We start from the raw sequence: 12,059 nt of genomic DNA, 5'->3' as shown, positions 1-12,059 counted from the left end.
GGTCGCACAGACTAGCCTGAACTCCATGGCAGGTAAGTCGAGCGCCCGGGGATCCAGTACAAGCACGTCCACGTCCAGGGCATCGACCAGGTCGTCAGCCTCCACTCCGAGTGCGCGCACGACCGCAAAACCTCGCACCTCCCGCACCACACGGACCGTGTCGACTCCTCGGAACGTCACGACTTCGGCCAGGGCTGGTGGGCGCCCGGCCTCGGGCAAAGGCTCCAAGCCGGCGCCCAAGAAGGCCTCCGGTACGTCGTCATCCGCGCGCCGCCCGGTATCGAAAACGTCTCAGCGGGCCAGTCCGTTGGCGGCCGTCGGCAAGGGAATCGGAGCCGGGTGGTCCCTGGCTGCCCGCGGCGTCGGCGCCACCACACGCACCGTCAGTAAGGTCGGCGAGATCGAAGCCGGCCACCGCCGCGACGGAATAGCGCTCGGCCTGATCGCATTCAGCGTCGTCATCGCCGGCGGCGTCTGGTTCAAGGCCGGTGGTCCGATCGGCGGCGGCATCGACACCCTTGTGCGCGCTATCTTCGGCGCGGCCTCGGCCGTGCTCCCCATCGTCGGCGTCGGCCTCGCGATCCTGTTGATGCGCACAGAACCGAAACCTGAGATCCGCCCCCGACTGATCATGGGATCGTTGCTGGTCGGTCTGCCGGCGCTCGGCCTCTGGCACATCATCTCGGGTTCACCGACAGACTCCACCGGTCGCTCCAACGGTGCAGGGTTCGTCGGGTACGTCGTGGGCGGCCCGCTCACCAACGGGCTCACCGTCTGGCTGTCTGCGCCGCTGCTGGTCATCGCCGCCGGATTCGGAATCCTCCTTCTGACCGGAACCACGCTGCGTGAGGTGCCGAGCAAGTTCCAGTCCTTCTTCGGTGCCTCGTATCGCTCGGACGAATACGGCGACTACGGATCCGAATTCGACGAGGACGGCGAGCACCACTACGGCGAATCTGCTTACGATCCTTCACTGTTCGACGCCGACGGCTACCCGGTCGACACCTACGCCGAGCCACCGCTCAAGCCCGCCAAGCGGACCAGCCGACGCGCACCGATCGACAACTACCCGACGGACGAGTTCGAATCCGGCGACAAGAAGACCGAAGTACTCGGTCTGTGGAACGCCGACGACACCGCAGTACCCGACGAGCCCGTCGTGGCTGCTGCCGCGCCCGTCGTGGAGACTCCGGCGCCGCGCCCCAAGGTGCCGGCCCGTTCCGTCCCTATCGCCAAGCCTGTGCCGAAACCCGAACCGGAGCCGGAGGAGAAGGAACACTTCGTCACTGATCGGGTCACCGACGGCGACTACAACCTCCCTCCGACGACGTTGCTGATCGAAGGGGACCCGCCCAAGCTCCGCAGTTCTGCGAACGACGCGATGATCGAAGCGATCAGCGAGGTCCTCGAACAGTTCAAGATCGACGCCGCCGTTACCGGATTCACCCGAGGCCCGACAGTGACGCGGTACGAGGTCGAACTCGGCCCAGGCGTCAAGGTCGAGAAGATCACCGCGCTCGCCCGCAACATCGCCTATGCAGTGGCTACCGACAACGTCCGCCTCCTGGCCCCCATTCCGGGTAAGTCCGCGGTGGGCATCGAGGTACCGAACTCCGACCGCGAAATGGTTCGCCTCGCCGACGTGCTGAACGCGCCGAGCACCCGACGCGATCACCATCCGCTGGTGATCGGTCTGGGCAAGGACATCGAAGGTGACTTCGTCAGTGCCAACCTCGCGAAGATGCCCCACCTCCTGGTGGCAGGTTCGACCGGCTCGGGTAAGTCGAGCTTCGTGAACTCGATGCTCGTCTCGTTGCTCACCCGAGCAACGCCGGAAGAAGTACGGATGATCCTCATCGACCCGAAGATGGTCGAGCTCACGCCGTACGAAGGTATCCCGCACCTGATCACGCCGATCATCACTCAGCCGAAGAAGGCCGCGGCAGCGCTGGCCTGGTTGGTCGAGGAGATGGAACAGCGTTACCAGGACATGCAGGCCAACCGGGTGCGTCATATCGACGACTTCAACTCCAAGGTCAAGTCCGGCGAAATCACCGCCCCGCTGGGCAGCGAGCGCGTCTACCGTCCGTACCCGTACATCCTGGCAATTGTGGACGAGCTGGCCGACCTCATGATGACCGCTCCCCGCGACGTCGAAGAAGCGATCGTCCGCATCACGCAGAAAGCCCGTGCTGCCGGTATCCACCTGGTGCTGGCAACGCAGCGCCCGTCCGTCGACGTCGTCACCGGCCTGATCAAGACCAACGTGCCGTCTCGTCTGGCGTTCGCGACGTCTTCACTGACGGACTCGCGAGTCATCCTCGATCAGCCAGGCGCCGAGAAGCTCATCGGTATGGGTGACGGCCTCTTCCTGCCCATGGGTGCGGGTAAGCCGACCCGTATGCAGGGCGCGTTCATCACCGACGAAGAAATCTCGGCGGTCGTCGACTTCGCGAAGAACCAGGCGGAGCCCGAGTACACCGAAGGTGTCACCGCGCAGAAGGCCGGGGAGAAAAAAGACGTCGACCCCGACATCGGCGACGACATGGATGTCCTCTTGCAGGCCGTGGAATTGGTGATCACCAGCCAGTTCGGTTCGACGTCGATGCTTCAGCGCAAGCTGCGAGTCGGGTTCGCCAAGGCCGGCCGACTGATGGACCTCATGGAAAATCGTGGCGTCGTCGGACCCAGCGAGGGCTCGAAGGCCCGCGAGGTACTCATGAAGCCTGAGGAACTCGACGGTCTGCTGTGGTCGATTCGCGGCGGCGACCCGGATGAGGCACCCGCAGACGAGTAGGGACACCTCGGCGGACAAGCCGTCGACAGACGACCGGAGGAACCCGTGCATGTGACGCCGTTGGCTTGGGGAATCACGATCGTGGTGATCCTCGGCCTGTTCGTCTTCGACTTCTTCGCCCACGTCCGCACGCCGCATGCGCCGACCTTCCGGGAGTCCGCATTCTGGTCGACGGTCTACATCTCGATCGCCATCGTCTTCGGCCTCGTCGTGATGTGGATCTGGGGCACCACGTACGGTGGTGAGTACTTCGCCGGCTATGTCACGGAAAAGGCGCTCTCGGTCGACAATCTGTTCGTCTTCGTGATCATCATGTCGACCTTCGCGGTACCACGAGAGTTCCAGCAGAAGGTATTGCTGATCGGCATCGTCCTCGCGTTGGTGATGCGCGGAATCTTCATCGGTGTCGGTGCCGCCGCCATCAACGCATACAGTTGGGTGTTCTACCTCTTCGGTGCGTTCCTGATCTACACCGCGTACACCCTGATCCGCGATCACGGGCATGAGAAGGAAGCCGAGGAGAAGCGCGACAGTCGCATCATCTCGCTCGTGAAACGGGTGCTGCCGACTACCGAGGAATACGACGGCGACAAACTGATCACCCGGATCGACGGCAAGCGCGTCGTGACTCCGTTGTTGTTGGCGCTCATCGCAATCGGCTTTGCCGACGTGCTCTTCGCGCTCGATTCGATTCCGGCGATCTACGGTCTGACCCAGGAACCGTATCTGGTGTTCACCGCCAACGCCTTCGCGCTGATGGGCCTACGGCAGCTGTACTTCCTGATCGGTGGGTTGCTCGAACGGCTGGTCTATCTCTCGTACGGGCTCTCGATAATCTTGGCGTTCATCGGTGTGAAGCTGGTACTTCACGCGTTGCACGAGAACACCCTCTCGTTCGTCAACGGAGGTGAACACGTCTCCGTGCCGGAAATCTCTACGGCACTCTCACTCGGAGTGATCATCGGAGTATTGGCGGTGACGACGGTCGCGAGCCTGTTGAAGACTCGCGACCGGGCCGGGGAGTAGGCCGACGCTCTCAGGCGCTGAACTGACCCAACACCGGAACCCACTCGGTGATCCGGACCTTCTCGATCAAATCGGCGATCGCGAACGGATCGTGGGTGAAGAGGAGTGAAACGGTGTCGGCGTCAGCGGCGTCGACGATGATCAGCGCGCCGTTTCCATCTGCAAACGGGCCAGATGACAGAACGATCGAGCGGGAAACCAGATCCGCGAGCCAGGCGCGGTGATCGCTGCGGACTTCGTCGCGCTGAGGGTTCTTCTCGGGTGCGTAGGTGTATTCGACGAGGAACAACGACATCGTGAACCGCTTTCGGAGGCTGGTGATCGAGACAGGTGTGTTTGAAGAGTCTGAACGGTTCAGAGAGTCAGGAGCATGCGAGTATTGCCGAGTGTGTTGGGTTTCACATAGCTCAGATCGAGGAACTCGGCGACGCCGGCGTCGTAGGACCGACACATTTCCGCATAGACCTCGGCGGTGACGGGAGTGCCGTCGATCTCCGCGAATCCGTGACGGTGGAAGAACTCGGTCTCGAACGTCAAAACGAACAACCGTTCCAACTCCAATTCCTTGGCGACCTCGATGAGTTTGTCGACGACGTGGAAACCTGCGCCCTGCCCTTTCGCAGTCGGATCGACTGCTACGGTGCGGATCTCACCCAGGTCCGCCCACAGCACATGCAGTGCGCCGCAGGCGATTACCTGGTCACCCCGCTCGGCGACCCAGAACTCCTGGACTGCCTCGTACAGCGTCACGAGATTCTTCTCGAGGAGGATCTTGCCGGCGTAGATGTCGATCAGACGCTTGATTTCGGGGATGTCCGACGTTCGCGCGCGACGCACGATCAACTGGCTCTCGGTATAGGTCGGCGCGGTCGAAGTCATGTGGTGCACATTAGTCAATGGCCCTACCGATATTCTAAGTCGCGTGCCTGTCCGCCCCACGCAATTCCCGCGCCGCTCGGCTGTATCCCGGGTTCGGCTCACCGCCTGTGCGGTGATCCGATGAGTACCCCGCGTGATCAGACCGACGCCCATCGCGCCGCCGTCGGCCCGTCCGACGGCACACCTGTCGCGGACAACCCGGTTCCGTTGTTGAACATCGCGAACATTCTCACGATGATTCGAATGGTTCTCGTTCCGGTGTTTCTCGTTGTTCTGTTCGTCGACGGCGGACACTCGACGTGGTGGCGTCTCGGGGCGATGGGCGTGTTCATCGTCGCCGCGATCACGGATCGGATCGACGGCCAATTGGCTCGGAAGTACGGTCTGGTCACCGATTTCGGGAAACTCATGGACCCGATCGCGGACAAGGCGCTGATCGGAGCCGCGCTGATCGGGCTCTCGGTTCTCGGTGACCTGTCGTGGTGGGTGACCGGAGTGATCATCGCCAGGGAACTCGGAATCACGCTGCTGCGGTTCGCGGTTCTGCGGCACGCGGTCATCCCGGCGGGCAAGGGCGGCAAGCTCAAGACCCTCGTGCAGGCCGTTGCGATCGGGTTCTACCTCTGCCCGCTGCCGAGCAGTTGGGACATCGTCAGCGGGCTGCTGATGGCTGCTGCCGTCGTGTTGACGGTGGCGACGGGAATCGAATACATCGTGCAGGCGATCAGGCTTCGCGCCGGAGTTCGCGCAGTCGAGTCATGACCGACCCGCTGCTCGGACTCGGAGTGGTCGAACTTGTCGAGGCCCTCGGCGCCGCGAAGCAGACTGTCGCCGCCGCCGAATCTCTGACAGCAGGGTTGTTCACGGCTGCAGTCGCGTCGGTGCCGGGGTCGAGCGCGGTGCTGCGCGGGGGCCTGGTCGTGTACGCGACCGACCTGAAAGCAACACTGGCTGGTGTGGATCCAGGCCGCCTGGCAACGGACGGCCCCGTGTCCGAGAGCACGGCGGTGGCATTGGCGCTCGGTGCCCGGACGAAGTGCGGTGCGGACTGGGGTATCGGTCTGACCGGAGTCGCCGGTCCGAGTGAGCAGGACGGACACCCGGTCGGAACAGTGTTTCTCGGTATCGCCGGCCCTGACGGAACCGAATGCGAACCGCTCGCGCTCGGCGGCGAACGGTGGGAGATTCGGACAACCGCGGTCGCGACTGCCGTGTCGCGGTTGCGTGATCGTGTCGTAGAGCGTGCGGCACGATAGGCTCGGGAACCAATCGGATGTGTTCGGACGTTGACGATTGTGAAGACGTACGACCATGCACGATGAGGTCACGGATGAAGGAGGAGCGAGATGGCGCTGCTATTGCGTGAGGCAATCGGTGACAGTCTCCGGCGTACGCGCGTTTCGCAGAGCCGCACGCTACGTGAGGTCTCGAACAGCGCGCGTGTGAGCTTGGGCTATCTGTCCGAAGTGGAACGTGGACGTAAGGAAGCATCGAGCGAATTGTTGGCGGCGATCTGTGATGCGCTCGCAGTCCCACTGTCCGACGTGCTGGTCGACGTGAGCGAGACCCTGGCCACGAAGAAGAGCGCTCCGGTAGCTGGTCGGCAGGTTTCCGAACCTGCCGTGTCGGCTTCCGGCTCTGTCTCGGCTTCCGGTTCGCCGACTATCGCACGCGATACCCGCGTCGTGATTCCGGCACCGAACGCTCGAAGGTTGGCGGCGGCGTAGCCACTACCGGCCGTAACCGATAGATTTTGTACGTAACCGCCGGTTTCCAGCAGGTGGGGTCAGAGCAGATAGGGCGCAGCCCTTGTTTCGGTGCGCGACGGTCGCGCTCCGGGTCGCGTTCGGCGCGGCGCATCAGATGGAGGCAGGATCAAACCAATGGCTAATCCTTTCGTCAAGGGCTGGAAGTACCTGATGGCGCTCTTCAATTCGAAGATCGATGAGAAGGCAGATCCAAAGGTTCAGATTCAGCAGGCGATCGAGGACGCACAGCGCCAGCATCAGGCGTTGTCCCAGCAGGCTGCGTCGGTGATCGGTAATCAGCGTCAACTCGAGATGAAGCTCAGCCGTCAACTCGACGAGGTCGAAAAGCTCAACGCCAACGCGCGCCAGGCAGTCAACCTCGCCGATCAGGCCGCTGCTGCCGGCGACAACGACAAGGCGATTCAGTACACCAACGCTGCAGAAGCTTTTGCGGCCCAGTTGGTGACGGCCGAGCAGGGCGTCGAGGATCTGAAAGCACTGCACGACCAGTCCTTGCAGGCAGCCGCTCAGGCCAAGAAGGCCGTCGAGCAGAACGCGATGACACTGCAGGCAAAGGTTGCCGAGCGCACCAAGCTGCTCAGCCAGCTCGAGCAGGCCAAGATGCAGGAGCGCGTGAGCGAGTCCCTTCGTTCCATGGACAGCACACTGTCGGCTCCGGGCAACACACCCAGCCTCGATGCTGTGCGCGACAAGATCGAACGTCGCTACGCTGACGCACTCGGCTCTGCCGAGCTCGCCCAGAACTCCGTTCAGGGCCGCATGATGGAGGTCCAGCAGGCCTCGGTCCAGATGGCAGGGCACAGTCGCCTCGAGCAGATTCGTGCATCCATGAAGGGCGAGGCGCTGCCGTCCGGCGGCGCAGCAGCCACTCCCGCGACTCCGTCCGTCGAAAAGCAGCCCCCGGCTGCCGGTCAGACCGGGCAGTAGCCGAATCCTCGATGTCGGCAGTGATGCTCTGATGTTTTCTTCACGAGACGGTCGATCTGGGCGTGAGCCCCGGTCGGCCGTTCCCGTTTCCGTATCCGGCGCTTTCGGAGCCTTGGGACGCACCGCGGATACATTGCGCGAGGTCGGGCTTTCGGCGGCGGATGCCGCTCGGCGGTGGCAGGACCCGCGGGCCAAGTTCGAGCGCAAGCGTGCCCGTGCGCGCCGACGCGCTCAGCGTTGGGGTTTCATGTCCGGCGGATCCGTGGTCGGCACGGCCGGCCTCGCCGTCGCGTCGGCTCCAGAGTGGTCGGTGGTCGTGGCAGGCGGGGGAGCGGCACTGTTCGCGGTCCCCGCCGTGATCGCGGTCGGCCGCTACCGTTCGATGAGTTCCGGCCCGCCGCCGTCAGCGCCGATTCGCCGGCGGCTGCCACCGTCGTCGTCTCGCGCGTTCATCCCGATGTCGCGCCTCATCGGCGCCGAGACTTCGCTGTTCGAGATCTTGAGTGTGCTCAGACGCGCCGACACCATCGACCCCGGTGAGTTGGACGAAATCACTGTTACCGCCGATTCGGCACTGAGAGCGATGTTCGCGGTGTCTTCGGATGTCGTCGCGATGGAACGCGCTGTGGCCGCGACGCCGAAGGTAACCGAACCTCTTGATCCCACCATCGACGGCGCAGTCCGTGAGTTGCAGTCGGGGTTGGATCAGTACGAGGATCTGGTGACTTCGGCAGCTGCTCTGACAGCGCCTCACAGCCCGTCGGCGCTCGTGGGATTCAACCGAGAGCTTTCGGCGCTGCACGCGGCCGCCGAGCGGCTCTCGGCGCTTGCCGACGCCATCGGCGAGGTGGACGACATCACCCGCAAGTACAACTGATCGGCTCTCGCGCCTGATCGATGCACACTGTTCGACATCTCAGTCGTCGGCGCCGCGGGCCGCCAATGCTTCGCCCATTGCGTCCGCGGTCATCAGGGTGCCGACGATGACCGGCACTGCGAAGGATCGCAGCGAGAATCCGAGCCCTCGCGCCTTGCGTGCCTCGGACACCTGTGTGATGACCTCGAACATCAGCGGGATACACCGGATCGTCATTGCGAGGAGCAAGGCGATCCGTTCGGGATTGACGCCGAAGCGTCGCAAGGGTGTCAGAAATCTGGTGATCGCGTCGAGCATCTCGGAGATCCGTGTGGTCAGACCCATGATCGCCGCGAAGGCGATCGAAATGATCAGAACCCCGCAAACGACGGCCGCTCGCTGCCATCCCGCGACTACCAGCTGGAACGCCCCGATGAAGAGCAACATCCACAGCGCCGGACGCAGCTGCCGGATTGCAGTCATCGGAGGAATGCGCGCAATCGCGTACAGGGCCACAACTACGATCGTGGGAGCTGCCAGTTGCCACGGCTCACGCACGAAGATCGAGACGGCGAGAATGGCCACGACCAAGGCGAAGAGCTTGATCCCCGTCGGCATCCGGTGCAGGAGTGAGCAGCCCGGTCTGTAGACGCCGAGAGTGGTCACGAGACCAACGACCGGTAGTGATCGATGGAGTCGGCGGGGGAGCCGTCAGCGACGACGCGGCCTTGGTCGACGACCAACACCCGTTCGAAGGATTCGAGGAGATCGAGTTGGTGGGTCACGACGATCAGTTGCTGATCGAGTGACTCGAATACCGAGCTGATCAGCCGAGAGTTGCGAAGGTCGAGGAGCGTGGTGGGTTCGTCGGCGACGAGTACGTTCGGTTCCGTCACCATGATGGCTGCGAGCGCGAGGAGCTGTTTCTGCCCGCCCGAAAGCTGGTGGGTGGGATGGTCGGCGTGCCCGGCGAGGCCGTAGCGTTCGAGCACCGAGGCCACCTTTGCGGCGCGCTCGGCTTTGCCCAATCCGCTACGGCGGAGCGAGAATTCGATGTCCTCTGCAACCGTCGGCATCACGATCTGGTGGTTGGGATCGGTGAAGACGAATCCGACCTGCTTGCGTACGTCGCGGCCCTTCTTCGCCGTGTTCAAGCCGTTGACGTGGACGTGTCCTTCCGTCGGAACGACCAGTCCGTTGATCATGCGAGCGAGGGTCGACTTGCCGCTTCCGTTCGCACCCACGATTCCGATTCGCTGCTCGCTCAGTCGCAGATTTATCTGCTGCAGGACCGTTCGTTCACCGAAGCTGTGTCCGACGTTCTCGAAGACGATCTCACTCATCGGAGATTAATTCGCCACCACGGTCTTGTTCGACGAGATCACCGAGTCGCGCAGCAGTGCTGGGTATGCCCGATGGACCTGGGACGCGACCAACGCGGTGACGACCGCTTTTGCGGCGTCGAGAGGAATGAAGGCGGCGTTGGCCGACCACGCGGCAACGAAGCTCATGTGTCCGCGGACCATCATTCCGACGATGCCGAACGCGTAGAGAATGACGACGCCGCCGAGAAGGTTGATGCCGATGCCCGCGATGATCCGGTACTTGGGCAGCATCTTGGCAGTCAGCCATCCGATGACAAACGCCGTCGGGATCCAACCGATGAGGAATCCGGCTGTCGGGCTCGAGAGAGACACGAGTGCGGTGCGACCGCCGGCAAGGACCGGTAGACCGACCAATCCCAGGGCAATGACCGTCAGGACGGCGAGAACACCCTTGCGCGGTCCGAGTAGAGCGCCGGCCATCATGACGCCCATGGACTGAAGTGTGATCGGTACACCGGAGATGCCGATGTTGATCGACCCGGGGAGGCCCAGCGCGATGATGAGTGCGGCGAAGACGGCTACATGCGCGAGATCGCGAGCGGGGAAACGGGTCGTAGACACTGCGGACGTGCTCCTTCGGCATACGGGATCGAACTTCGCGAGTTTACGCCAGGAGCAAGCTCCGATGGGTTGGACACCTGACCTGCGTGAGGGCCGGTCTCGGGGTGAACCCTGATCTTTACCTGAACTTGCCGCTGAGCTGCTGCTTTGTCACGCCAGACCTGTCAGGCTGGTTCTACGGACGACGCAGCACCTGTCCGATTCGACTGATTATTCAACGGCACGTTGGAGGTAAGCATGTTTTGGAAGATCGTTTTAGCCGTCGTCCTGGTGTGGGTCGCACTCGCGGTGGTCGGTGCCCTGATCAAGGGGCTTTTCTGGGTTTTGGTTGTCGGCGCCGTCGGCTTCGGAATCTATTTCCTGGTGAAGGCGATGTCGGGAAGTGACGACAATTCGCCCGCTTCGCGGTTCTGACGGGCAAGATCTGCCCTATGGAAAACTTCCCCGAGGACTGGCAGCGCGCGATTGTCATCGTGGCGCATCCCGATGACATCGAATACGGCGCAGCTGCAGCAGTGGCGCAGTGGACCGATCGCGGCAAAGACGTGCGATATGTCCTGGCCACGCGCGGCGAGGCCGGAATCGCCGGTCTGTCGCCCGAGGAGTCCGGCCCGGTCCGCGAAGAAGAAGAGCGTCGCTCGGCCGCGATCGTCGGTGTCAGTGAGGTGGAGTTCCTCGGCCTGCCCGACGGTCGTCTCGTGGAAGGCTTGGAGTTGCGCTCGACTCTCGCCGCAGCAATTCGTCGTCACCGCCCGGAATTGGTGGTGACGATGAACTTCTCCCATACCTGGGGACCTGGCTACCTCAACAGCGCGGATCACCGAGCGCTCGGGATCAGCGTCCTGGACGCGACCGCTGATGCGGCGAACGAATGGATCTTTCCGTCATTGACGGCGCAGGGACTGGCGCCGTGGTCCGGCGTTCGGTGGGTTGCGGTCAACACGATGACTCCTACACACTGCGTCGACGTGACGTCGACGGTCGATCGCGCCGTGGATTCACTCGCGGAACATGCGCGATATCTGGCGGCGTTGAGTTCCACGCCGATCCGGGAACAGGCGCGCGCACAGATCGACATGGTCAGCGGACCGAAGCCTGGATTCGACGCCGAGCGCGCAGTTGGTTTCGAGTTGTACTATTTCTGATGATCTCTGAGCGAGAGAACTCGCAAGTCCCGACGGGATTACCGGTGACTTGTCCGGTATTGTGTTACACACGATGGTAATCCGTAACGCAGATGGCCCAATTGTCCCTCGCAAGGCAGACGGTCAGCGCATCCCCAGCCGCGAGATCGACGACGTGATTCTCGACGCAGCAAGGTCGTGTGTCCTCGATTTCGGAATGCAGCGAACCACACTGGCGGAGATCTCGCGTCGCGCCGGCGTGAGCCGGCCGACCGTCTACCGGCGATGGCCGGACACGCGAGCCGTCGTCGCGGATCTGCTCACTCGGGAGATTCGATCGGTGCTGCCCGAGGTGACCTTCACCGGGTCTGCGGCCACATTGCTCGTGGAAGCGATCGGGGACGTCGTCGGCCAGATTCGCGACCATCCGCTCTTCGTGAAGATTCGGCACGCTGATCAAGAGTTGCTCACCACCTACATCGTGGACCGACTCGGCGCGAGCCAGAAGTCGATTCTCGAACTGATCACTTCCGTCGTCGCTGCCGGTCAACAAGACGGTTCGATTCGCGAGGGAAGCGTCAACGAGATTGCGGCGATGGTTCTACTGATGGCTCAGTCCGTCGTCATCTCCGCACCGACTCTCGAGCCGGAACTTTCCGCCGACGCGTCGGTCGAGCAACTCAGACATGCGGTCGCTGCGTATCTGGCACCTGCAAAGAATTCGGGAGAATAGCT

General features: G+C 63.0%; 15 protein-coding genes. 10 read left to right on the top strand and 5 right to left on the bottom strand.

Annotated elements, in window-relative coordinates; translation table 11 throughout:
- The first annotated feature begins 25 nt into the window (after window positions 1-25).
- Together QMA15_RS15845 and QMA15_RS15840 are read left to right on the top strand one after the other, a co-directional pair.
- Window positions 26-2,797 (top strand): DNA translocase FtsK, encoded by a 2,772-nt coding sequence (locus QMA15_RS15845; RefSeq protein ID WP_176748935.1) that lies wholly within the window; start codon window positions 26-28, stop codon window positions 2,795-2,797.
- A 45-nt stretch (window positions 2,798-2,842) separates the two neighbouring features.
- Complete coding sequence (locus QMA15_RS15840; protein ID WP_019748181.1) at window positions 2,843-3,823, top strand: TerC family protein; 981 nt, start codon at window positions 2,843-2,845, stop codon at window positions 3,821-3,823.
- A 10-nt stretch (window positions 3,824-3,833) separates the two neighbouring features.
- On the opposite strand, the gene QMA15_RS15835 is transcribed toward QMA15_RS15840, so the two are convergent.
- Both QMA15_RS15835 and QMA15_RS15830 read right to left on the bottom strand, forming a co-directional pair.
- On the bottom strand, window positions 3,834-4,118 hold the full coding sequence (locus QMA15_RS15835) for a YciI family protein (RefSeq protein ID WP_020907517.1): 285 nt from the start codon (window positions 4,116-4,118) through the stop codon (window positions 3,834-3,836).
- A gap of 59 nt (window positions 4,119-4,177) precedes the next feature.
- Window positions 4,178-4,702, bottom strand: a complete 525-nt coding sequence (locus tag QMA15_RS15830) for an amino-acid N-acetyltransferase (protein ID WP_019748183.1) — start codon at window positions 4,700-4,702, stop codon at window positions 4,178-4,180.
- A gap of 120 nt (window positions 4,703-4,822) precedes the next feature.
- Between QMA15_RS15830 and pgsA the strand changes: the two genes are divergently transcribed.
- The 5 genes from pgsA (at window position 4,823) to QMA15_RS15805 (ending at window position 8,275) form a co-directional block, all read left to right on the top strand.
- Window positions 4,823-5,464, top strand: a complete 642-nt coding sequence (gene pgsA / locus QMA15_RS15825) for a CDP-diacylglycerol--glycerol-3-phosphate 3-phosphatidyltransferase (protein WP_019748184.1) — start codon at window positions 4,823-4,825, stop codon at window positions 5,462-5,464.
- Window positions 5,461-5,958, top strand: a complete 498-nt coding sequence (locus QMA15_RS15820) for a CinA family protein (protein ID WP_019748185.1) — start codon at window positions 5,461-5,463, stop codon at window positions 5,956-5,958. The genes pgsA and QMA15_RS15820 overlap by 4 nt, the downstream gene beginning before the upstream one ends.
- A gap of 90 nt (window positions 5,959-6,048) precedes the next feature.
- On the top strand, window positions 6,049-6,429 hold the full coding sequence (locus QMA15_RS15815; RefSeq protein WP_290285314.1) for a helix-turn-helix transcriptional regulator: 381 nt from the start codon (window positions 6,049-6,051) through the stop codon (window positions 6,427-6,429).
- A 156-nt stretch (window positions 6,430-6,585) separates the two neighbouring features.
- On the top strand, window positions 6,586-7,398 hold the full coding sequence (pspA, locus tag QMA15_RS15810; protein WP_003942098.1) for a phage shock protein PspA: 813 nt from the start codon (window positions 6,586-6,588) through the stop codon (window positions 7,396-7,398).
- A 31-nt stretch (window positions 7,399-7,429) separates the two neighbouring features.
- Window positions 7,430-8,275: a hypothetical protein gene (locus tag QMA15_RS15805; RefSeq protein ID WP_020907518.1), complete on the top strand. Its 846-nt coding sequence runs from the start codon at window positions 7,430-7,432 to the stop codon at window positions 8,273-8,275.
- A 39-nt stretch (window positions 8,276-8,314) separates the two neighbouring features.
- Here the strand turns inward: QMA15_RS15805 and QMA15_RS15800 are convergent, their stop codons facing one another.
- From QMA15_RS15800 to QMA15_RS15790, 3 genes are read right to left on the bottom strand one after another with little or no spacing between them, the layout of a single operon-like run.
- On the bottom strand, window positions 8,315-8,920 hold the full coding sequence (locus QMA15_RS15800; protein ID WP_019748187.1) for an energy-coupling factor transporter transmembrane component T: 606 nt from the start codon (window positions 8,918-8,920) through the stop codon (window positions 8,315-8,317).
- Window positions 8,917-9,597 (bottom strand): ABC transporter ATP-binding protein, encoded by a 681-nt coding sequence (locus QMA15_RS15795; protein WP_020969467.1) that lies wholly within the window; start codon window positions 9,595-9,597, stop codon window positions 8,917-8,919. Before QMA15_RS15795 ends, QMA15_RS15800 begins: the two co-directional genes overlap by 4 nt.
- A gap of 6 nt (window positions 9,598-9,603) precedes the next feature.
- Entirely contained in the window at window positions 9,604-10,200 is a 597-nt protein-coding gene (locus QMA15_RS15790) for a biotin transporter BioY (RefSeq protein WP_019748189.1), read from the bottom strand.
- Window positions 10,201-10,437: 237 nt separating this feature from the next.
- Between QMA15_RS15790 and QMA15_RS15785 the strand changes: the two genes are divergently transcribed.
- The 3 genes from QMA15_RS15785 to QMA15_RS15775 all read left to right on the top strand — a co-directional run bounded on the left by QMA15_RS15785 (window position 10,438) and on the right by QMA15_RS15775 (window position 12,057).
- On the top strand, window positions 10,438-10,614 hold the full coding sequence (locus QMA15_RS15785) for a hypothetical protein (protein WP_003942133.1): 177 nt from the start codon (window positions 10,438-10,440) through the stop codon (window positions 10,612-10,614).
- 17 nt (window positions 10,615-10,631) lie between these two features.
- Window positions 10,632-11,345, top strand: coding sequence for a PIG-L deacetylase family protein (locus QMA15_RS15780; RefSeq protein WP_019748191.1), 714 nt, complete (start codon window positions 10,632-10,634; stop codon window positions 11,343-11,345).
- Between the two features lie 73 nt (window positions 11,346-11,418).
- Entirely contained in the window at window positions 11,419-12,057 is a 639-nt protein-coding gene (locus QMA15_RS15775; RefSeq protein WP_019748192.1) for a TetR/AcrR family transcriptional regulator, read from the top strand.
- The last annotated feature ends 2 nt before the right edge of the window (window positions 12,058-12,059 follow it).

The sequence above is a fragment of the Rhodococcus sp. APC 3903 genome (assembly GCF_030407755.1).
In the GTDB taxonomy this organism is placed as follows: domain Bacteria; phylum Actinomycetota; class Actinomycetes; order Mycobacteriales; family Mycobacteriaceae; genus Rhodococcus_F; species Rhodococcus_F erythropolis.
This window is presented reverse-complemented; position numbering and strand designations above follow the sequence as displayed.

Coding starts and splice junctions, on each gene's coding strand:
- QMA15_RS15785 (WP_003942133.1), top strand. CDS start 10,438: ATGTTTTGGAAGATCGTTTTAGCCGTCGTCCTGGTGTGGGTCGCACTC.
- QMA15_RS15815 (WP_290285314.1), top strand. CDS start 6,049: ATGGCGCTGCTATTGCGTGAGGCAATCGGTGACAGTCTCCGGCGTACG.
- QMA15_RS15820 (WP_019748185.1), top strand. CDS start 5,461: ATGACCGACCCGCTGCTCGGACTCGGAGTGGTCGAACTTGTCGAGGCC.
- QMA15_RS15775 (WP_019748192.1), top strand. CDS start 11,419: ATGGTAATCCGTAACGCAGATGGCCCAATTGTCCCTCGCAAGGCAGAC.
- QMA15_RS15845 (WP_176748935.1), top strand. CDS start 26: ATGGCAGGTAAGTCGAGCGCCCGGGGATCCAGTACAAGCACGTCCACG.
- QMA15_RS15830 (WP_019748183.1), bottom strand. CDS start 4,702: ATGACTTCGACCGCGCCGACCTATACCGAGAGCCAGTTGATCGTGCGT.
- pgsA (WP_019748184.1), top strand. CDS start 4,823: ATGAGTACCCCGCGTGATCAGACCGACGCCCATCGCGCCGCCGTCGGC.
- pspA (WP_003942098.1), top strand. CDS start 6,586: ATGGCTAATCCTTTCGTCAAGGGCTGGAAGTACCTGATGGCGCTCTTC.
- QMA15_RS15780 (WP_019748191.1), top strand. CDS start 10,632: ATGGAAAACTTCCCCGAGGACTGGCAGCGCGCGATTGTCATCGTGGCG.
- QMA15_RS15805 (WP_020907518.1), top strand. CDS start 7,430: ATGTTTTCTTCACGAGACGGTCGATCTGGGCGTGAGCCCCGGTCGGCC.
- QMA15_RS15795 (WP_020969467.1), bottom strand. CDS start 9,597: ATGAGTGAGATCGTCTTCGAGAACGTCGGACACAGCTTCGGTGAACGA.
- QMA15_RS15835 (WP_020907517.1), bottom strand. CDS start 4,118: ATGTCGTTGTTCCTCGTCGAATACACCTACGCACCCGAGAAGAACCCT.